Genomic DNA, 22,109 nt, shown 5'->3' with positions numbered 1-22,109 from the left:
TGCCTGCTCCGGCAGCCGGAACGAGCACCGCAACGTCCGAATCCCCCTCGGCAGCACCGGCCACCGCCTGTGTTCGCGAGCGCCGTTCCTGCATGGCGCGATCCATCGTAGTCGGGGACCGTACGGGGTCATCTGCTGACGCACCGGACGACGTGGAGTTGGGCGAGTCGGACATGTGCGGGCAAAGGGTCAGCAGGGGGACGGAAACGTACCGGGACGCTTGTTTAGCGAGACGCCTTCATAGCGAGAGGACGCGACCCTGACGGTCCCGCCCTCTCGTCATCAGAGAAGAACGCGCCCGATCCGCTACTTGATCAGCATGGCGTCGCCAAAGGAGAACAACCGGTAGCCTTCCTCGAAGGCTTCTTCATAGGCCTCGAACAGGAAGTCGTATCCGGCGAACGCGGACGACATCATCAGCGTGGTGCTTTCCGGGCGATGGAAGTTGGTGATCAGCCGCTCGGTAATTTTAAACTCAAACGGCGGGTAGACGAAGAGATCCGTCCACGAATGATCAGCCTTCAGCATCTGACTGGCCGATAGGCTCGATTCGAGCGTCCGGACCACCGTCGTTCCGACGGCCGTCACCGTGTTTTCTTCGCTCTTGAGGGCCTTATTGACCAGATCGGCCGTCTCCTTCGGGATCGTAAACTCCTCCGAATCCATCCGGTGCTTCGTGAGGTCCTCCACGCCCACCGGGCGGAACGTGCCGCGGCCCACGTGCAGCGTGATCGGGACGATGTGAACGCCTTTTTCCCGGAGTCGCTTCACCATATCGTCGGTGAAGTGGAGACCAGCCGTCGGGGCAGCCACCGCGCCTCGCTTTTCGGCGAAGATGGTCTGGTACCGGTACTCGTCTTCATCCTCTACGTCGCGCTTGATGTACGGCGGGAGCGGCGTTTCGCCGAGTTCGCGGATTTTCTCGTACAGGTCGTCGTTCCGCCCGTCAAAGTTGAGGCGGATCGTCCGGCCGCGCGAGGTCGTATTGTCGATGACTTCCGCGGACAGCTCGTCGTCGAACCAGAGCTTGTTGCCGATCCGGATCTTCCGGGCCGGGTCAACCATCACGTCCCAGAGCCGGCTCTCGGGGTTCAGCTCACGGAGAAGAAAAACTTCGATCTTGGCGCCGGTCTTTTTCTTCTTCCCGTATATGCGCGCGGGATAGACCTTCGTGTCGTTGACCACCAGCACGTCGCCGGGGTTGTAAAAGTCCGGAAGCTCCTCGAAGTGGTGATGCTCCACCCGCTCTTCTTCCCGGTTTAGTACCATGAGCCGGCAGCTGTCGCGGGGTTCGGCGGGATATTCCGCGGTCAGCTCTTCGGGAAACTCAAACGTGAACTCCGATCGCTTCATAAAAAGTCGTGCAGTCGGTCGGCTGGATGAATGGCGTGGGTACCGGGACATGGCCGCACGGAAACGCCGTGCCGGTCATCTGCCAGCCTCGCCGTTCGACAGCACGAACCGCGACGGGTCGAGGTACGGGTCGAGAGGGCGAGGGGCCGCCAGCAAACGCAAAACGTTGCGATGCCAGGCGCCGGGGGCCGCTCCGGCAGCGGAAAAAAAACAGACGTACGTATGCTCCTCCACCGGATCGGACGGCGCAAACGACACGTCGAAAGAAGATGATCCCGCGACGACCCGATTCCAATCGTCAGGACGCGGCCTGGGGCGTTTCTTCAAGCCAAATCCGCTCCCCGTCCTCGATCGGCGTGCTCAGTACGTCGTCCGTGCGGTGTACGACGCTGGCCAGCAGCTCGCAGCTTCGGACGAGGCGCGGGCCCGGACGGTTGAAGTAAGCATCGCCGTCGAGGATGGCCACCCGACCGTTCTGAACGGCCGTCAGGCCGCGCCAGCCGTCCCGGCTCGTAAGGCGATCGAGGTCGGCCACGGTCTGATCGGCCGTGAACCCACAGGGCATGATGGCGATCGCATCCGGGTCCTGCGCCCGCAGGTCGTCGAAGTCGATCCTGGGCGACGCCTCGCCTTTCTCCGACAGGACGCACCGCGCGCCGGCGTGCTCCGCTACATCCGGCATCCAGTGAGCGGCCGTCATCAGCGGGTCCAGCCATTCGATGCACGCGACCGAGGGCAACGACTCGGGATCAACCCGGCGATCCATTCCCAGCAGGCTCCGCAATCGCTGGAGGCGCAATTCTCCGTCGGCGATCACGCGCATCGCGTCCGTCGCCCGGCCGATCCTCCGACCCAGCCGGAGCGCGCCGTCCAGGACCTCTTTGAAGGTCGCCGGCTTCAGAGACATCAGGTCCGGTCCGGCATCGCCGCCCCACGTAGCCATCGCGTCTTTCAACTGCGAAAACGACACGGCGCAGACATCGCACTGGTCCTGGGTCACGATGAGATCCGGATCGAGCGAGCGAAGGGCCTCCATATCAATGTCGTACAGGCTGAGGCCCTGCTGCAGCGTATCCTTCACCACTGCGTCAATCTCGGCGGAATCGCCGGTGTCGTCGAAACCGGCAGACGTTACCGCCGGCAACGAACGGACCGATGGCGGGTAGTTGCACTCGTGCGACCGCCCCACGAGGTCGTCTGCCGCGCCAAACGCAGCAATCCATTCGGTTGCGGCCGGTAGAAGACTGACGATACGCATGGCGGAAAACGCGTCGGTTCTGATGAGGCAATCGAGACATTCGCGCCGGCTTTTTGCGTCGCGGTTAGGCGACGGCGCTGCCGCGGGCAGGGGCGTGGTCCTACAGACCATGACCGCATGGATGCGAGCGCGTCCGGCGATAAAATGCAATGGGCTCAGGCAATCGGCGGGCGCTTGAGATGCGTGTCGGTTACCTCCTGCACCGCGGCGGCGACCTGAAGGATCGCCCCTTCTTTATACAGGCCACCGATCAGCGTGATGCTGCGCGGCTGCCGTCGAGGTGAGTCCGCGGGCGCCTCGTCGACGGGCGCAAGTTCGTTCGGGAGACAGACGCAGGGGTGGCCGGTCAGGTTCGTCAGCCCGAGCGTCGAGCCGGCGTAGGTCGGGGCGACGACGACGTCGACGTCTTCCATGACGTCGTTCATTCGCCTGACCAGATCTGCCCGGTGACGGCTCATCTGGATGTACTCGACGGCCGGGACCAGGCGGGCCGCCCGGAAGACGTGGGGCCAGGCGTTCCGCTCCTGGCGGACCATCGTGTCGTCGGCTCCGGAGCGGGTCAGGTCGTCGAAGGCAGCCGCGGCCTCCACTTCCAGCATCTTGAGGATCGGCCCGACGGGCGGCGTCGACGGCCACTCCATCGGCTCGACACGGGGAAAGGCGGCCTTGATACGCTCAAGGGTCTCCCTGTCGGCCTCGGCACCGTCATACTCGGCCTCAAAGGCCGACGCGACGTATCCGATGGAGAGATCGGATGCGTTCACGGACGCCGGGAACGTGAAGGGGGCGTCCACGGTCGTCGGATCCCGGTCGTCCCTGCCGCGAATGACATCGTAGACGATCGCGCAATCCACGGCGGAGCGGGCCATCGGACCCAGCTTGTCCATCGACCATGACAGCGCCATCGCCCCGTGCCGCGAGACGGCACCGAAGGTCGGCCGGAGACCGGTGACGCCGTTTCGGGTGGAGGGTGACACGATTGAACCCAGCGTCTCAGACCCGATGGCGAAGGGGACGCATCCCGCCGCGACCGCCGCCCCCGGCCCGGCCGAAGATCCGCTCGACCCCTGCTCCACGTTCCACGGGTTCCGGGTGGTGCCGTTGAACCACACGTCGCCCCACGCAAGCGCCCCCAGCGAGAGCTTCGCCGCGCAAACAGCCCCGGCCTCGTCGAGCTTCTGGATGACCGTCGCCGTTTCGTCGATCACCTGATTCCGGTAGGGCTCGGCGCCCCACGTCGTTGGGTAGCCTTCGACCGCAAGAAGGTCTTTGGCGCCGTACGGAATGCCGTGCAACGGGCCGCGCCAGTTTCCGGCGCTGATCTCGGCATCGGCGCGACGCGCGGCCTCCAACGCCCGCTCCTCGGTGTAGGTGATGACCGCGTTGAGCGTGTCGTCGAGGCGGCGCAACCGGGATAAATACAGCTCCGTCAGTTCGACGGATGTCACCTTCCCGGTACGCAGCAACGAAGCCAGCGTCTCGATACCGGCAAACGCGAGGTCGTTTTCGCTTTCTGGACGCTCGACCTCGTCGAAGGCAAGGTCTAGACCGCCGTTCTCACCCTTCTCCGGTACTGCACGCCCGCCGATGTGCGGATCGAAGCGGAGCGCCGGGCGCTGAGCATTCGGCAGGCCGACGTCTCGCAGCGTTTCATACCCGGAGAGGGCCTCGGTCAGATCTTCGGCGATCATCTCCGTTTCATCGTTGGAGAAATCCAGCCCGGCAATGGCGGCTGCGGCCGCAACCTGGTCCGACGTAATCGAGACGGACATCCGTGCTACCTTTTCAGGACGAAGGGCGGGCCCGTCCGCCCCCGAAGGCGCCCCCTCAACGGCCGTCGCATACAGCGCTCCAGGAAACAGGGTACCACTGAAGCCAAGCGCACTGCAGGCCTGAAGAAACTGTCGACGATCGATGGACATGCGGAATTGTGTATGGTCGAGAGGGGATTGCAAGTGAGGAAACGTCGACCGGCAAGAGAAGGCCCGTTCGCTTCACACCCGCTCACGAAGGGGACGGCTCCCTCGGAGCGTCTTCGTTTCGTCTCCGCCTCGGAGCCGGTGCCGCGCCGCTCATTGTCGCCCTCGGTCCTTTATCGGAGCAGGCTCGTGGGGAAAACGACCGGGCTCTCGTTTCCGCCGGTTCCTACGGCCGCGACCCCGAAGAGATAGTTGTCGATGATCACGTTTTCGAGCGTGAACTCGGTTACATCACCGACGAACCGGCTGTTCTCCCAGCGGGCGGCGGTTGTCTTACGCCAGTAGATCTTGTATCCGGCCAGATCCGGGTCGTCGACCGGCTCCCAGGCCAGCGTGGTGGACGGTTGAACGGCTCCGCCAATCTTCACGGTTGTCGGCGTAGGCGGCGCATCGGCCATGCCGGCGAGGGTAATCGCATTGGCTGCCGTCAGGCGCGCCGCATACCGAGGGTAGATCTGATCAATCGTATCCCCGTAGTCGATTCCGTCCTCCATCCTCACATCCTGGTGCTGCTCCGTATAGTCTTCGTGTGCCTCCATGATGCGGACCGCAGGAAAGCCTTCGTTATTGAACGGCGTGTGATGCCCGCCCCGCCCGAAGCGGTCGAGCCGGTAGATCAGCATCGCATCCAGATTTGGAATGTACGTATCCGTCATGCGTGCCACATACCGCGCGAGGTTGCGCGACGGACTGTCATTTTCCCCGCCGAAATACCGTTCGCTCCACCGGTCGCCATCCTGCGGCATGTTGTACTGGGAAAACACCCGGTAGACGGTGTTGTCAACGACGCCGTCCTGTCCCTCGATATTGCTGATCATATCGTTGTTCAGCACACCGGCGATCCGCCAGCCTTCCTCCCTCGCGACGCGGGCCATGTGGGCACCGCCGAAAAGCCCCTGCTCCTCCCCGCTGAGCGCGGCGTAGACGATGGAGCTGCCGAACTCGTAATCGGACAGCACGCGAGCCGCTTCGAGAGCGCCCGCTACGCCCGAAGCGTTGTCATTCGCACCCGGCGCGTCGATGGAGTCGTTCATCACGTCGGAGGCCCGCGAGTCGATGTCACCGGACATGATCACGTAGCGGTCCGGGTGCGTCGTCCCGCGCTGCACTGCGTAGACGTTGACGATGACGGTCGAGTCCGGAATCCGATCCTCACCGGCAACAACGAATCGCTGCGTCTCCACCTCCAGGCAGTCACCGCAGGCAGCCGAGATATTCTCGAACTCCGTCTCGATCCATCGGCGCGCGGCTCCGATCCCACGGTCGCCCGATGTGGTGTCGCTCAACGTGTGGCGCGTCCCAAAGGACGCAAGCGTCCGAATATCCGCTTCGATGCGATCGGCAGACACCGCATCCACGATGTCGTACATGCGAGGATCGACCTGCGTCGGCACGTCCGCTGTCTCCTGCGCGTCCACTGGTGCCGGGCCGACGACCAACGTGGCCAGAAGGAGCAAAACGCCGAAGGCGATACGGGCAATCACACGCATGAGGAGGTGGGGTTAATGAGGATTTTGATACCGACAGAAGCTACACATGCTGTCCGCAAGAAGAAAGCGCCGCTTCCGGACGGAAACGGCGCTCTCCTGTTACGTCTTGTTATCGGTGTGAGGACGTCCCGGCTCGTCACCGAACGATCGTCATCCGGCGGGTCTCCATGAACTGATCGCCACGGATCCGGACGAAGTACTGTCCGCTGGCCAGCCCGTCGGTGTCGAGGCCGATTGTCTCGGTCCGATTCGCCGGGAGCACGCCGTCGTGCAGCACCGCGACGCGGCGTCCCAGCAGGTCGTAGAGAACGATCCGAACGGACTGCTTGTCGCGAACCGTGACGTCGAGCGAGGCCCGTGAGCGAACCGGGTTGGGATACGGCTTGCCGACATCCACGGGCTTGGTCAGCCGCACGTCCACAGACTTCGCTCTGGAGTAGGCGGTTTGCCCATCTGTGTCGACCTGTCGGAGGCGCACCTCGTGGCGCCCGTAATCGAGATCTTTCACGCGGAACTGGTAGGTGTTCGCCTGATCGGTGGTGCCGTTGCCGCGTACGTATCCGGCCTCGGTCCAGCCGCCGATAGAGGTGCTATCGGCCCGGCGGGTTCGTCGGTACTCGATTCCAAAACCGTCGTTGTTGACTTCCGCAGCCGTCGTCCACTCGACCACCACATCGGTCGCATCTGTTTTCAGCGAGAAGTTTGCCAGCTCCACCGGAAGCGGATCCGACGACGGATACACCTGCAGCAGGAAGCGGGAAGCTACCGACACGTCCGATTTTGCAGCCTCAGCCTGCGGGTGCGGCTCCAATCTGCGGAACGTCGGTCGGACGGCCTGCGGCTGTCCGTCCGACGCCTTTCCGGCCGCGGTCGGCGTATCGAGCGAGAACACGTATGCGGCGTCGTCGCCCGGCTCCATCGTATGCTCTACGTCGTCCGACGGGTCGGAGGTACCGCGTGTATCGATCAGCACCGCGGTCCAGTCCTCGGGGACCTGGTACCAGTCGTGCACACGGACCGAGGCCGTCCCGCTGACATCGGAGACGTGAAGCTGGAGCGGCACCTCGATCGTCTCGTCCGGTAGCGGCCAGCTGCGCTGGGCCCAGAGACGGGTGGCGCCGGAGCGATCCGGGCCCTCGACGCCGAGCAGGGCAAATCGGCCGGACAGTGGCGTGAGCTTGGACGCGTCGAACTGATCCTCATCAGCGCGCGCCCCCTCCCTGAAGTACACGGACGCGGCGCGGTCGATCGACTTCAGGGATCCATTACCGTCGCGCACCGCAAGCTCAAGCGTGATCTTGCGAGCCGTCGGCCGATCTCCCTCGGTTCTGGAGAGCGAGCCGATGTAGCCCGGCGTTTCCAGCAGGCGTGTCCGCGCAAACGCTGCATCGAAGGACAGGTCTTCGCTTCGCGTCCCGGAATCGTCAACGAAGTCATTTCGCTCAACGAAAAAGCCCTGTCCGGGGGCGATTTCACGTTCCGGAGCCGGCTGGGCCGGGTCGGCGGTCTTCGTCAGATAAAATCCTACGGCGTTGTCCGTCGGCTCGTTGACGCCCGAGGTCGCCGTAGCATCGAAGACCTGCACGACGGCCTTGAAGTCAGCCGTCCCGTCCGAGTCCCCATCGATGTCCGTGTTCAGACCCTCCAGGTCGTACGGCACGGGATAGGAGTTGGCGAGAAAGTGAAATTCGGAGCCAAGGTTCAGGTTGTCGACCAGGATGTCGTCATCGAGCGAAACAGGGTCGAGTGCGTCGTCGAAGTGAATCGCGAGCGAAGGGTCGACTGCGTACGTCGGGTCGTCGAGCACGTATAGCAGCGCACCGCGTCCCGGCGGAAGAGGGGTCGAGGAGGTCGCGGCCTCCCACCAGCCTTCTTGCGATCCCGGCCGCGTCGGGTCGTCGATCGTTTCATTCCAGGTGTAAAAAATCGTGCCCTGCGGTGCAGGGAACTGCAGGAACGGGCTGTTATCGGAGAACTGGAGCGAGGATGCGTCCGCACCATCCACGAGCGGTCCGATGAATCGATATCCGCGGTCCGGCCCGATTCGGCCTGTCGAAGCCGTGCCGGGCGTGCCGTTGATGACGATCGTAGCCTCGTTGATGGGACTAAGCGCGCGATCGGTCGTCGCGAGCGTGTACTCATCCCCGTCGGCGAGGCTCACGCCCGCAAACGAGATTTCCGTTCCGGAGACCGTTGCAGACGTTCCATCAATTGCCCACGACGTCCCGGACGCACTTCCCGCCGGCCGGTGAATTAGGCGATAGCCCGACGGGTCCCCGGGTATGGCGTTGACCCCGGTCTCGGGAAGATCAAAGGTGACGTCGACGGTCAGATCACTCGACGACGGCTCGGTCCGGCTCACGTACCAGCTCCGCTGCATGCGAGCGGTGACGGCTCCGCCAGTAACAGCATCCGCCGTCGAGGCCCCGTTCTGTCGTGTGTCGTGTCCCGCGATTAGGAAGTCGCCATCGTTCAGTCCGGCATCTACGTCCAGCACGAGGCCGGCGCGCCGGGCGCTGACATGACGGTCCGTTGCACTGGTCCTGCCAACACCGACCACGTCGATGTCGTGCTCCGTCGCCTCACCGGCATACAGATCGCTCGCAGGGAGAATCGTTGCGCCGTACTGGGCGCCAAGCGCGTTGTGCAGGATCAGACGCTGCGTCGCGTTCAGGTTGACATTGTGAAACAGGACGTCACCGAGCACGCCGTCGAACGGATCCGGTCCGTTTCGTGTCGAGGTCCCGGTGATGTACTGGTCCGCGGCCCCGCCGAGTCCGATGTTGCCGCCGTGGGAGTACAGGCGACCAGCTTCCGGTGCCGACCCGACCGTTTCCCCGTTGACGACAAATTCCATCGTCCCATCGACGAAATCGATCGTGAGCGTGGCCACATAGACCGTACCGGTCGATACGCCCGTTGCCAGAGAAAGAATGCCATCGCCACCCGAAGCGTCTTCCCAGGGCGTCGTTGCATCTTCCCCACCGTCGACGCGGTCGTCATCCGCGTTATTCCACGCCGTTGCAATGAGATTTCCACCGTCGAGGACGAGACTGATGCCACGCGTTCCGGCGCCCTCTTCGTACAGCACCTGACGCGTCGTAACGTCGTCTGCTCGGAAGACCAAGGTCTCCGTTCGCTGGAGCGTCACGTCCTTTGTATTAATCGTCTGCGAGTCATCCAGGTCAAATACATCGTCCGCCCCGTCGAATTCGAGGACCGGGGAGTCATTCACCGCACCGACCCGCTGACGGTACACCGGCTGTTCGCCTCCGTTAGACTGGGTCGCGTCGTTTCCGAATGCGCTCGCGTCCGCCCACGAAGCCACCGGGTCCCCGTCCTCCAGTGCATCGACCAGCGAGATTGGGTCGAGGTGGACGGTGATGTTTGTCGCATCCCCCATTCCGCCGGGGCCGTCCGACCCGATCGCCGAGGCAGATATAAACGTCGTTTCCGTGCCGCTGGCGCCGCCGGATGCATCCACCTGCACTTCGACGGATACCACGCCGGGCTGAGACAAGGTGCCGGCCAGGGTTCCGTCGGGCTGGAGCGTCAGCCCCGTGCCTGTGAGATCGCTCTGAATCGTCCCGAATGCTGAGACACGCAGAACCGAGTAGCTATAATCCGCGCCGGGAATCCCAGCCGAAACCGGCTCATCGACGGCGATGGAGACGGGCGTTCCGAGCGTGGATGTCTGGCTTGGATCGGTATATGTGAGCGTCGAGATGAGCTCGAAAATATTGACCGTCAGTGTATAGACGGCGGGCGTCCCCTCCCCGTTATCGGCCTGAATATCGACCTCGAAGGAGCCCTGCAGGGACGTGGACGGATCGGCCGTGAACTCACCGGAGTTGATGTCCAGCGAAAACTCCGACGGCGTCGCGATCGGGGACCCGTCTTCTCGGACTTCCAGAATCGTGAACTCAGGAATCGGATCGCCGCCGTCAAAGGTCGGCGTTGCGGTGATCAGCGACGGGCTGCCGTTTTCCGCTTCCAGCGGATCCGGGCTGTACGTCAGATTGGTAATCCCCGACTCCGTGCCGACCGTGCGGCCGATTGTGACGTAGGCATCGTCCCCGCTGAACACCGACGCCACGTTACTGAACGTGACGCGCGTACCATTGACCGTCCCCTCGATGACTTCGGCCGAGGCCGTGAAGGTCGGATCCGTATCAACGAGGAGGACAAATTGACCCGTGCGCGGATCGAGCCCGGAGATGTCGGCGGACACATCGAAATTACTGGCGTTCGTCCGGTCGACGTACCACGTCCGCTGGAAACGGCTTCCGACGCGATCGTCTGTGGTGGTGGACCCGTCGCCGCGGTAGTCGTCTGGCAGGCTCCGGTCGAGCGCAAACGAGGTGGGCCCGTCATCGTGGGCGAGGAAGGCGAACTGCCCCGCCGTCAGCGACGGCGAGCGCAGGGCCAGGCGGGAACTGGTTACGACCGGGTCGTGCGGATCTTCGCTTCCGTTCTGCCCGACGCCGACGATTTCTTCAGCGGTAAACGGCGTCGCGAGATATCCCGGGGTGACAGACAGACCGTACTGGTCGGCGAAGGCGCTCTCCAGGATCTCGCGCTGGGTGGTCGACACGGCGACGCCGTACTGCACAACGCTCGCAATCTGACCACTGAATTCGAAGGTATTTCCGCTCGTGTCGTCGATATCGTGGTAGTACCCGCCGTCGCGCTGCGCACCAACGACGCCTTCATTGTGGTCGTAATACCGCCCCACACGATTGGGGTCGGTGATCGAGCCGATGAGCGTTCCGTTCAAATAGCCCTCGAAGCGTCCGGCCGCTGCGTTGTAAGCGATCGTTGCCGCGTATGCCGTATTCGGAGCAAGCGTCACCGTCGATTCGCCATTTTCACTCGTCCCGGCGGAGAAGTAAATCGGATCCCACGGCGTGGTGTCTACATCGTCCGTATTGAGATTCCACATCCCGACGTACAGGTCGCCCCCCACGATGTAGAGGTTCACCCCGCGGACGCTTGCGCCTTCCTCGTATATCACCTGGCGATTCGTAAGGTCTCCACCGGTTTCGAACACCACGGAGATCGTTCGACCGGTGTAGGGGTCGCCGCCGCTGTTAATCTGCGCGTTATCCGAGATCACAAGCGCATCGTCCGCTCCGTCGAAGTCAAGGGACGGTCGTCCACCAATGCCATTCACCCGGTAGGTCGGCTCCTCCCCGCTACGGGCGTCGACTGTCTGCGCATAGTTCGAGGCATCCAGCCAGGAAGACACCGGGTCGCCGTCGGTCAACGCAACCGTGTCGGCTTCAAGATCCAGAATTTTGGAGACATCGTCTCCTACCCCGGCGCGGCCGTCTCCGCCCACCACCGCGACATGCACTTCCGTCGTGTCGTCACCTGTGGCCGTGCCCGAACCGACGCCACGCACGACGATCCGCGCGAGACCCGTCGCCGACGTGCTGCCGGAGAGCTGACCGGTGGAACTGTCGAATGAGAGCCCGGGGAAGGACGCGAGATTGTCCTCAACGATCGAATACGATGCGCCCGCATCCTCCGTGCGAACCTCCGGCGCGACCGTCGTGATCGGGTCCCCTGGGTTCACGACCTGTTCAGGCGTGTCGTAGGCAATGTCCAGTTCGTCCGTGACCGTTACCGTGAGGACGTCGTTGAAGACCGCGTCCTTCGCCTGTTCGTCCGTGACGCGCACGTTTATATCATATCGCCCGACGGGCGCACCGGCTGTAACGGTGATTTCGCCCGTCGCCGGGTCGATTTCCAGGTCGCTCCCGCTGCCGGAATCGCCGAAGGTTACGACCGGAAGGCCGTTCGAATTGGCGTCATTCACGTTGACACCGGCGATCTCAAAGTCGGTAATCTCTGCGTCAGCCGTGACGCTCGGGATCGCAGAGGTTACGGGCAGATTGTCCTGCGCCTCGGTAACAGCATCCGGCGAATACGTGATTGACTGCGGCCCGGACACCTCCGTGCGGGCAAGGGTCAGGTACGATCCGCTGGAAATGGCAGAGACGTCTGCTTCGGCAACAGAAAAGGTCGAGTTGCCAGCGTCCAGCGTCCCGGTGAGGACAGACGTACCGGCGGGAAAGGTGCCGCTTCCGGCGGAAGACTCCACCAGCAGTCGAAACTCCTGTCCGGACGCCAGCGGAATGCCCGTCACGTCAAATACGATCGACGTCGACGTGGCTCCCTGCTTCTGAATGCGCCAGACGCGTTCATAGCGCGTCCCGATGCCCGACACATCCGTTTCGGCGGTGAAAGCACCCGGAAAGCCGTTGTGTCCGACCAGCGTGAACTCATCCGTCCCCGCCGCGGTCGTTTCCAGTGTCAGCCCTTCGCTTTCCGCCGTGAAGTGCGTGCTGCCATCGACGTCCGTCCCCGTTCCGGCGACGCGATTCGACGACCCGGTGAAGGTGTAGAGCTGCCCGGTCATGGCGATATCATACTTTGCCGCCATCGCACTCATCACGATACGGCGTCGAGCGTCGTTCGTTGCGGTCTCGAAATGCGCAAAACCGGCGATCCAGCCGTCGAAGCCAAAGCCACCGGTGCCCGTCCCGTCAACGGCGCCGGCAAATTCCGTGTCGTTATTGACGTTGCCCAGTGTGATATTCCCGACGTGTTCGGCGAGCTGTCCGACGGACGGGTCGCTGTTCGTATCGACCGCCGATTGAGCGTCGTTCACATAGAGCTCGAGCTGGTCCGTCGCGTTGCCATCGAACACGACGGCGACAACGTAGGAGGTGTTGGCGCTGATGGTAGATCGAACGTCAATCGGCGTCCAACCCTCGTTCTCGCTCCAAGCATTGGCGATGAGTTCGCCGTTCTCGACGTAGAGATTTAGGCCGTTTATGGCGCCCCCCTCCTCGTAAATTACCTGCTGAGACGTCACGTCCGACCCTGTCCGGAACGCGACGTGAAACTGGTGGCTGACGTAGGGTCCGTCGCTGTTGATCGGACTCAGATCCTCGGGAGTCATGCCGTCGTCCGCGCTGCGGGAGAAACGAAGCGCCGGACGGCCGTTCAGACCCGTGACGGCATCGTCGAATACCGGGGCGGACAGCCCGTTCGGGTCGAGGGTTACCGGTCCACCCGATTCCTCGTAGGCACTCTGGCTCTGCCAGCATTCGACGTCGTCGGCATCGGCTGCTGGCGTCGAACAGCCGGGATCGGAGAAGGCCTCGCGATCGGCCTGGAGCCAGAGGCCGTTCAGCGGTTGGCCTGCGGTACCATCCTCATTCCCCACGCCCCCGGGCCCGTCCTGCGCCCACGCGATACCGGAACCGGAGCCCCCCAGAACCCAGAAGAAAAGAAGACCTGCGAGAAGTACGTATCTGCGCTTCATATCTCTAATCAATCGTTACTACCGTAGATGTCCAATCCCTTATTGGGAGATCGTCTGCGATCCGATCAGGGCGTCGGCGGCTCGACGTCTGGGTCCGCATCGGATACAATCACGCCATCGTCGGCTCGAAGCCGCCGATACGCCAGCGAGGCGCCGGCTGCCGCGAGCAAGGCGAGCCCGGTCCCGGAGATCGGCACGGGTTCGGGCGGATCGGGAAACCCGGGCCCCGAATCAGGATGCATGGGCGGAGCGGCGCCGGACGATCCCGATCGCCCGGCAGCACCTCCGACTGCTCCCCCCGAAGGTTCCGCCCAGGATGGGAGCCGAACGGGATCCTGCTGGCTGTTTGATGCCTGCGGTCCGGGAGCGTCTGCCCGAGGTAGAGATCCGGCGCCGTGGGGCGACCCAGACGACTGTGCCATGACCGGATGCGAGACGCCCATTAGCACCGCAACGGCGAGGGCCACGCCTACCGAGGCCGCCCAACGGGCGGGGGCAGCGAGGGTCAATGCGAACCCGCCGTCCGGCGGCAGGCGTGCGGTCCAGCACGGGTCGAATACTGTCGATCGTTCGAGTAGAGACACGGTCTTGAGCTCGGGCGGTAGGGACTGATAGATGGCTCGCGGCGATGATCGGTCGTCGGATGGACCGCCGCACGCGCACCGGGAAGTTCATAAACTGTCCTCGAGGGAGCGTCCGACGCGCGAAATACCTGGCGTTGGCCCCGCTCCCTTGATGGATTCGCCATGCAGGGTGCGCAAGCAGATGACAGGCGACTACTCCCACGGAGGCCTGCCTACTGCAAGAATGTATTACACCCTCATCATCCAAAGACTTAATATTTGAAATACGGAAAACGTTTCCAAACGTCAATATTAAATCCGTGAAATAGACCTGTTCTGTACCTGATCTACCCGTTACTCAATCAAAGTTTGATCCAATCCACTCAACACGTCACGCACGATTTGCTCTTACTATTTTTAATATCGGCCTTTTAACCTATCTGAAAGGTTCTGAGACGGGCGTGCCGGACGCGGCAATCTCCTTTAGACCGGGCCAGAGCGGTTCCTTCCGACTGTCTACACTCGGAAATTTCCTGGAGACCTTACCAGCTAATACCGATGTGTGACGTGTGCCGCAGCCTCGGTCCCGTCGAGAAAAATGGAAACCGAGTCGTTTTATCCGGCAATATTTACCCGGATCGACGTATCGGTCCTTCGTCCTTTGTACGGTAAACGAGTAATCGTTCGCACGACACGCGAGCAAGTCACGCTCACACATAAGAAAGCCCGTGAACGCGCCGCTGCGGCGTATTCACGGGCAGAACCCTGAGCGCACGTCGATCGGGTCGACGGCAGTGAGGTCGAATGTCAGTCTCCCGTATGCTCCTTCGTTTTCTCGAAGGTCAGTTCCGGCCAGTCCTCCATCGTGCGGTCGAGACGGAACTGGCTCAATCCGAGATAGGCCAGGTTGCCCTCGGCATCGTGAAAGAGATTATCGACATTTTTAGCTTCAAACGCGTCCAGCGTATCCGCCGGACCGCTCACCCACCGGCAACAGGTGTATCGGACGCCCGACAGATGGGCGTCGACGTTATATTCGTCATCCAGGCGGGCAACGGTGACATCAAACTGTAGCGCCCCCACCGCACCGAGAATGTACGCGTTGCCGCGGAGGGGTCGGAAGACCTGAATGGCGCCCTCCTCGCTGAGCTGCGTCAACCCTTTGTTCAGATGCTTTGCACGAAACGGGTCGTCCAAATGTACTTTTCGGAAGTGCTCAGGGGCAAAGCTTGGGACGCCGGTAAAGTGAAGCTCCTCCCCGTCGGTAAACGTGTCGCCGATCTTGATGGTGCCGTGGTTCATGATCCCGATAATGTCACCGGGATAGGCGGTATCGACGCCGGCGCGATCCTGCGCCATGAAGGTTGTCGCGTTCTGGAGGCGAGTTTCGTCGCCCGTCCGCTGGTGGATAACCTTCATCCCCCGCTTGAACCTTCCGGAGCACACCCGAACGAAGGCCATGCGATCCCGGTGCTTGGGGTCCATGTTCGCCTGAATCTTGAATACAACGCCGGAGAAGTTGTCTTCCTGCGGCTCCACGGTCCGGGTCGTCGTCGGGCGGGGGCGCGGCGGGGGAGCCAGTTCGACGAAGGAATCGAGCATGTCACCAACCCCGAAGTTCGATAGCGCACTCCCGAAGAAGACCGGTGTCTGACGTCCGTCGAGGTAGGCCTGCTCGTCGAGGTCGTTTCCGGCCTCGCGCATGAGTTCAACGTCGAAGCGAAGGTCTTCCGCCTGATCCCCCAGCACCTCGTCCAGCCGGCGGTCACCGATCGAGTCGATCGGAAGGCGCTCATGGTTGCCTTCCATATCTGCGTGCGAGAAGAGGTGGAGTTCATCCCGGTGCAGGTTGTATGTGCCGCGGAACCGGTCGCCCTGACCGATGGGCCAGGAAAGCGGTACGGTTTCGAGATCGAGCGACTCTTCGATGTTCTGAAGCAGGTCAAGCGGGGGCAGGCCGTGACGGTCCATCTTATTGATGAACGTGATGACGGGCATGTCGCGCATGCGGCACACCTCCATCAGCTTACGCGTCTGCTGTTCGACGCCTTTGGCATTGTCGAGCACCATGATCACGCTGTCAGCCGCGGTCAGCACGCGGTACGTGTCCTCCGAAAAGTCGCGGTGCCCCGGCGTATCGAGGAGGTTCATCTGCAGATCCTTGTACCGGAACTGCATCACCGACGAAGTGACGGAAATGCCACGCTCCTGCTCCATTGACATCCAGTCGCTTCGCGCGTGACGATCGGCCTTTCTCGCCTTGATCTCTCCCGCTTCACGGATCGCCCCGCCCATGTAGAGGAGCTTTTCCGTCAGCGTCGTTTTTCCTGCGTCCGGGTGCGATATGATCGCAAACGTACGCCGCCGGTTGATTTCCCGGTGGAGCTCTTTATCGCCCTGCGGTGGACCCGACGTCGTGACGTCTGACGGTGCCTCGGACGCAGCATGACCGTCTCCGGACGCCGAGTCAACGTTCGATACGTCGGGTGAAGAGGTTGAAGTACTCACGGGTGCGAATCGATATCTAGAAGTCAGGCGAAGGCGCACACAGCATTCACCGGCGCACAGGATGTGATAACGACGAAGGCCGGCGTCGGTTTTGCAAGCCGTAGAAGTTTACAGCACCTCCGTACGATCCCGCCCCGGAAAGAAGAGGGTCAGCGGCGGGAGTGGATCAATCCGTCCCTTCCGCATCCGCCGCGACGACGTCGACGCCTCGTAGTCCCACCTCCCCGATACTGTCACCCGGCCCGAACGGGATCCAGTACAGTCCGTCGTTCTCGCCCGTTTTCATTTCGCCGGGCCGAAGAACCGTGTCGAACCGGTCCTCGACTTCGGCGCCGGGCGAGCGAAAGATGATCGTAAAGGCAACGTTCATAGCGCGCTGCCTCCGATTTTCCAACTTCACCACGACGCCGTCGTTCAGCTGATCGGCTGCGGCATAATAAATGTACGAGAAATGAACCCCGTCGATCATGGCGATGTCGTTCCAGGCCGCCTCGTGCCATGCGGGCTCGGGTTCGTTCTCACCGGCACGGGTGCTGTCCGTCGTGTCGACGCGCGCACCGGAATCCTGCCAGCGTTCGGACTCTCTGCCATCAGACGCTTGAACCGGCAGCCCGACGACCATGCTGAATAGTATGCAAAGCAGGGTTCGTGTAACCATTTCTGCCATGATCGTGATTGATGGGAAACTGATCGTGATGCCGTGCGATCCGCACGACGTGGTCATCGGTCGGTGACAACACCCAGCCGTACGCTTCATTCTGTACAACGACTGCCGGACGATCGGGTCCCGTTTGCCATCAACTCGAATACGTACCTTCGACAACCACAACCGGTCTGCATTGGCGGTTGACGGTCTCTTCGAACCCTTCCCGGGCACGACGAAGTAGGACGTTATCGACTCACCGGTTCTTCAGGCGTCTTGCCCTCATCACCTGCTACCCGCCGGACCCTTCTTTCATGCCGAAACAGTTAACCGCTGCGGCCCTCCAGCGTATCGCCGGGCTCGAAGCCTTCCCGCAACCCTCGATCATTTCCCTCCAGACGCCGGTCGTGCTCATGCACGGCTTCGGAATGGGTGCTACCTTCCGACGCGGAGGGCACCTGCACGAGGAAGCCATGTACCTCCGCTCTCGTGGGATCCGCGCTTACGCGCCCAACGTGGCAGCGTACAACACCGTCGAGGCTCGTTCGTCTATGTGGCTTCGGCGCATCGCACCGATCCTGGACGAAACGCGATCCGAGCGCATCGTCATCATTGCGCACTCCATGGGTGGGCTCGACGCGCGCCACCTGATCTTGCATGAGGGATTGCATGAGGTGGTCGACGTCCTGATCACGGTGTCCACGCCGCATCGCGGCTCATCCATCGCCAACCTGGTCCTGGAGCAGCCGAGCGTTGTCCGTAAATGGATGATGGAGATGGCCGACTGGCTCGGCACCCATGCCCTTGAGGATGCCACGGCGAACGCGCTGCAGGCCATCACGCAACTCACGCCGGCGTATCTGCGCAACTCATTCAACCCGGAGACGCCGGACCATCCGGACGTCGACTACTGGTCCTTCGCCGGGCACGCCGGGAAAGGGACGGACATCACTCTGGATCCGGTTCTTCGCTTCCTGAACGCCTACCTCTATGAGCGAGAGGGCCCGAACGACGGCTTCGTATCCGTAGACAGCGCACGCTGGGGGACCTTCTGCGGCACGGTGGACGCGGACCACGCCCGACAGGTGGGCTTTCAGTCGAAGCTCGGCGGCGCGAACTTCGATTCAAATGGGTTCTATGCGACCATCGCGGAGCGTCTCTATGACGCTGGGTTCTGACGCCTACGTCCACGCTCTCCCGCACCGCGCCCAGCCCCGACCGACACGTGTCTGAGACCCGATTCAAACTTTTCTCCGACCCGGTTCACGGGTTTATTTCCGTCCCGAAGAACCTCATCCTCGATCTCGTCCAGACGCCCGAGGTGCAGCGTCTCCGCCGCATTCGGCAAATGGGCGTAGCTCATCTGGTATTTCCCGGTGCGGAGCATACACGGTTTGTGCACGCTCTCGGGGCGATGGCGCTGATGCAGGACGCGCTGAAGAACGTGAACGAGAAAGGGACGGCGATCTCGCAGGATGAGTACACGGCCGCGCTGGCCGCAGCCCTCCTGCACGACATCGGCCACGGCGCCTTTTCGCATACGCTGGAGCATGAACTCGTCCAGGACTTCGAGCACGAGGACATGAGCCGCCTCCTGCTGGGTGACCTGAACGAACGATTTGACGGGGCGCTCGACCTTGCGATCAAGATGTTCGACGACACGTACGAGCGCCCGTTCTTCCATGAGCTCGTCGCCAGCCAGCTCGACATGGACCGGCTCGACTACCTACGGCGAGACTCGTTTTACACGGGCGTCGCGGAGGGCGAGGTCGGGGTTCAGCGGATCATCAAGACGATGCGCGTCCACCCGACGGACGGCGGCGAGGACTCACAGATTGCAATCGAGGGGAAGGGCATCTACGCCGTGGAGAACTTCCTGCTTTCGCGACGCCTGATGTACTGGCAGGTCTACCTTCACAAAACCGTGTTGGCCGGCGATCAGCTGCTTCGCGCCATCCTCCGGCGGGTTCGCTGGCACGCCGAACGCGCATCGGAGGTCCCCGCACTTGATCGGGGCTCCGACGCCCTGCTGTTCTTTCTTCGACAGGACGTACACGCCGACGACCTGCACGATGCGGACGTCCGTCAGCGCTATTGCGACATCGACGACACCGACATCCTCTTCAGCCTGAAGCAATGGATGGGTGCCGACGACCCGGTGCTCGCCGACCTCTGCCGCCGCTTCATCAATCGCGACTTCTTTCGCGTCACCTTTCTACCTGAGCGGCCGAGCGCTCCTCAGATCGAGGACTGGAAAGAAAACGTAGCAGCCTGGCTCGTAGACACGGGCGTTTCGGACCCGACGTCCGCGCGGGCGGACGCCGAGCTCTACCTGACCATCGACCGATCCGGCCACACCGCGTATGAACGGTCCCACGAGATGATTACCATCCTGGCCCGGGACGGACAGATGCACGAGCTCACCGAGATGGCCGACAGCACCTCCCTTGCCGGCCTCGAGGGCCCCACCATCAAGCCCTACGTCTGCTATCCGAAGCCGGTTGATCTGCCGCTGGATGTTGTACGGTCGTCATCATGACGCGTGGAAGGCGGTGGGAATGTCTCCGATCGCCGACATGAAGCCCATCGAATCGCACCCGGCTCTGTCCTTTCACAGGGCTTTCTTATATTGTACACGCTCGCTGTAACACTCTCGCGCCGCGCCTCGTGTAGCCAGTGAGATCGCGAAGGCGGCCCGTCTTCAGGTGACCGGAAGGTTCGGTCGCAGCGGAAACGAGCCCCCTCACCCAGCCTTCGGCGGCGCCTCATTCATTCCTTAGAGACCTGTGGACTCTTTCGAACAACAGGTTCACCAGTATCAGGATCGCGTCTACGGCTTTGCCTGCTATTTCCTCAAAAACGAGGCCGCAGCCAAAGACGTCACGCAGGACGTGTTCATCAAATACTGGGAACACTACGATGACATCGATCAGGATCGGGCGATCGGGTGGCTCCTTCGAGTCACCAAGAATGCCTGCATCGACGTGATTCGCAAGCGCAAGACGCGCCGCAAGTCGGTCACGGTGGATTCCGAAAGCCTTGATCGGGCTGAATCGATCGCTCCGTCTCCTCACGCGGATGCCGAGTCCTCCGATTTCCAGGAGCATCTGGATCGGGCACTGGACGAGGTCGACGAACCATACCGTAGCGTCGTCGTGCTTCGCGAGATCCAGAATCTGAAGTACAAGGAGATCGCGGAAGCCCTCGACATGCCAATTAACACGGTAAAGGTGTACATCCATCGGGGACGCAAAAAACTTCGCAAACAACTCGCAGAGGTACTTGATCATGAAACGGCCTGACGCTCCCTCACGGGATGAGTGGATGGACGAACGGGTCGAAGCGTTCGTTGACGGTGACCTCACCGGCGATGAGTACGCGACCTTCACTTCCATACTTGACAAAGACAGCTACTGGCAAACGCAGGTTCGCCAGGCGGAACGGATTCAGGAGGAGCTGCAAGAGCTTCCTGAAAAGCCGTGCCCGTCCGACGTAACCGATGCGATCTTCGCGCGGACGACGCGCGCTCAGCCGTCCCATGTTGCATTGCCATGGTGGAAAGATCTGATGCGACAGGCGATGCAGGCCTGGCGAGCGCTGATGACCGCGCACCGTCGACCGGTCGTCGACTATGCGGTCGGCATCGCGCTGGTCGGCATCGCGGTATTCTTCATCGTGAACCCGCTGGATGATCCGGCGAACCAGGGTCCGACGGCCACAAATGTGTCGTCCACGTTCAACACGAGTACCCCGATCCAGGCCCCGTACTCGGAGGCCGAGGTGAAACTTGCGACCGAACGCGCCTACCGCGCGCTGGACTACTTTTCGGATGCCGGGCGCAAGGCGTCCTCCGTCGTTCACCAGCAGATGAAGGACGCGGCATCGCCGGCCGCGGACGCACCCGCCGCGACGTCGGATGCAGATCCGCAGGAAACGGATGAGCCGTCAGCGGTGTCCGCCGCCTCGCCGCAATCCAGCAATAGCACAGCGCCCGGGGCCGCGTCCACCCCCTTGACCGGTTCGACCGACCGCTAGCCCTTCCCCCTCGGACTCTTCCACCCACCCGCTTCCAACACCATGCAACGTTTCTCATCCCTTACCTGGATGTCGCTTGTCGCGACGGTCCTCGGCCTGGGCCTGATCCTCGACCCGGTGCCATCCCAGTCGCAGCCCGAGGACGACCTGTCCGCGCAGGTTGGTTACGTCGATCTTTCCGGCGTCGACACCTGGTTTGATTCCGAGGCCGCGACCGAAGTCGACATTCGCGGCCCGCTGGTCGACCTCGTCGCCGAAGCCGCGCGATCCTCTGATCCGGCCTTTGCCGGAATCATGGGCAACGTGACAGCGATCCAGGTCCGCGGCTACCCCCTTCCTGCAGACCGGACCGACGACATTCGAACGCGAACGCAGCAGCTCGCGTCCTCGCTCGAGGAAAGCGGCTGGACGCGGGTCATCTTCGTTCGCGAGCAGGACGAAGAGGTGAGCATCTACCTCCGGGAAGCGGACGGCCGGGTGGCCGGGCTGACGCTTCTCTCGACGAAACCCGGGGACAAGAGCGTCGTCGTCAACATCGTCGGGTCGCTTTCGCCGGATCAGATCGCTGCACTTGGCCGCGGCCTCAACCTTTCCTCGCTGGAGCAGGTCGACGTCAGCCGCAACACTCCCGAGTGAGCCCTCCTCTACCGCGATTCCATCGCGCCGTAGCCGGTAGCAGGGCCGTTCACCTCTTTCCGATCGACGGACCCACTTTCTGAATCGCGCTACGCCGGGATTGTGGGTGATCCCGGGCGGTCCGGTTCTACCGGTACCGTGCGCATCTCGTGAGGCAGGTGAGTCCTCACGAGCCATCGTCCTCCGACCTGTCGCCCAGGCCGGGGGACGATGTTTTTTCGTGAAAGAGGTCTGCTCGTGGTCAGGTGTCCGTGTACGAGCTTCTTCACGCGTAAGAGCGTGAACAGAGGCAATCCTCCCGAGACGTC

At 62.4% G+C, this 22,109-nt stretch carries 13 protein-coding genes; 5 read left to right on the top strand and 8 right to left on the bottom strand.

Annotated features, from left to right (window positions below):
* Positions 1-306 precede the first annotated feature (306 nt).
* The 8 genes from queA to ACFCU0_RS07030 all read right to left on the bottom strand — a co-directional run bounded on the left by queA (position 307) and on the right by ACFCU0_RS07030 (position 17,145).
* Positions 307-1,353: a tRNA preQ1(34) S-adenosylmethionine ribosyltransferase-isomerase QueA gene (gene queA, locus ACFCU0_RS07065; RefSeq protein ID WP_434972966.1), complete on the bottom strand. Its 1,047-nt coding sequence runs from the start codon at positions 1,351-1,353 to the stop codon at positions 307-309.
* Between the two features lie 298 nt (positions 1,354-1,651).
* On the bottom strand, positions 1,652-2,611 hold the full coding sequence (locus tag ACFCU0_RS07060) for a cobalamin-binding protein (protein ID WP_434972965.1): 960 nt from the start codon (positions 2,609-2,611) through the stop codon (positions 1,652-1,654).
* 155 nt (positions 2,612-2,766) lie between these two features.
* Complete coding sequence (locus ACFCU0_RS07055; protein WP_434972964.1) at positions 2,767-4,533, bottom strand: amidase; 1,767 nt, start codon at positions 4,531-4,533, stop codon at positions 2,767-2,769.
* Positions 4,534-4,703: 170 nt separating this feature from the next.
* A complete protein-coding gene (locus ACFCU0_RS07050; protein ID WP_434972963.1) occupies positions 4,704-6,080 on the bottom strand; it encodes a M28 family peptidase in 1,377 nt (458 codons plus the stop codon).
* A 136-nt stretch (positions 6,081-6,216) separates the two neighbouring features.
* A complete protein-coding gene (locus ACFCU0_RS07045) occupies positions 6,217-13,416 on the bottom strand; it encodes a T9SS type A sorting domain-containing protein (RefSeq protein WP_434972962.1) in 7,200 nt (2,399 codons plus the stop codon).
* A gap of 65 nt (positions 13,417-13,481) precedes the next feature.
* Positions 13,482-13,658: a hypothetical protein gene (locus tag ACFCU0_RS07040; protein ID WP_434972961.1), complete on the bottom strand. Its 177-nt coding sequence runs from the start codon at positions 13,656-13,658 to the stop codon at positions 13,482-13,484.
* Between the two features lie 1,128 nt (positions 13,659-14,786).
* Positions 14,787-16,487, bottom strand: coding sequence for a peptide chain release factor 3 (locus ACFCU0_RS07035; RefSeq protein ID WP_434972960.1), 1,701 nt, complete (start codon positions 16,485-16,487; stop codon positions 14,787-14,789).
* Between the two features lie 166 nt (positions 16,488-16,653).
* Positions 16,654-17,145, bottom strand: a complete 492-nt coding sequence (locus tag ACFCU0_RS07030; RefSeq protein ID WP_434972959.1) for a hypothetical protein — start codon at positions 17,143-17,145, stop codon at positions 16,654-16,656.
* A gap of 299 nt (positions 17,146-17,444) precedes the next feature.
* Between ACFCU0_RS07030 and ACFCU0_RS07025 the strand changes: the two genes are divergently transcribed.
* The 5 genes from ACFCU0_RS07025 to ACFCU0_RS07005 all read left to right on the top strand — a co-directional run bounded on the left by ACFCU0_RS07025 (position 17,445) and on the right by ACFCU0_RS07005 (position 21,801).
* A complete protein-coding gene (locus ACFCU0_RS07025) occupies positions 17,445-18,308 on the top strand; it encodes an esterase/lipase family protein (protein WP_434972958.1) in 864 nt (287 codons plus the stop codon).
* A 47-nt stretch (positions 18,309-18,355) separates the two neighbouring features.
* Positions 18,356-19,669: an HD domain-containing protein gene (locus ACFCU0_RS07020; protein ID WP_434972957.1), complete on the top strand. Its 1,314-nt coding sequence runs from the start codon at positions 18,356-18,358 to the stop codon at positions 19,667-19,669.
* A 247-nt stretch (positions 19,670-19,916) separates the two neighbouring features.
* The gene (locus ACFCU0_RS07015) at positions 19,917-20,432 is read left to right on the top strand and encodes an RNA polymerase sigma factor (RefSeq protein ID WP_434972956.1); all 516 of its coding nucleotides are present in this window, start codon (positions 19,917-19,919) and stop codon (positions 20,430-20,432) included.
* Complete coding sequence (locus tag ACFCU0_RS07010; protein WP_434972955.1) at positions 20,419-21,165, top strand: hypothetical protein; 747 nt, start codon at positions 20,419-20,421, stop codon at positions 21,163-21,165. The genes ACFCU0_RS07015 and ACFCU0_RS07010 overlap by 14 nt, the downstream gene beginning before the upstream one ends.
* Positions 21,166-21,207: 42 nt before the next feature.
* Entirely contained in the window at positions 21,208-21,801 is a 594-nt protein-coding gene (locus tag ACFCU0_RS07005) for a DUF4252 domain-containing protein (RefSeq protein WP_434972954.1), read from the top strand.
* Positions 21,802-22,109 lie beyond the last annotated feature (308 nt).

The sequence above is a fragment of the Longibacter sp. genome, from assembly GCF_051155795.1.
Classification (GTDB): domain Bacteria; phylum Bacteroidota; class Rhodothermia; order Rhodothermales; family Salinibacteraceae; genus Longibacter.
The sequence above is the reverse complement of the archived record's forward strand: the minus strand, read 5'-3'. Positions and strand labels throughout refer to the sequence as shown.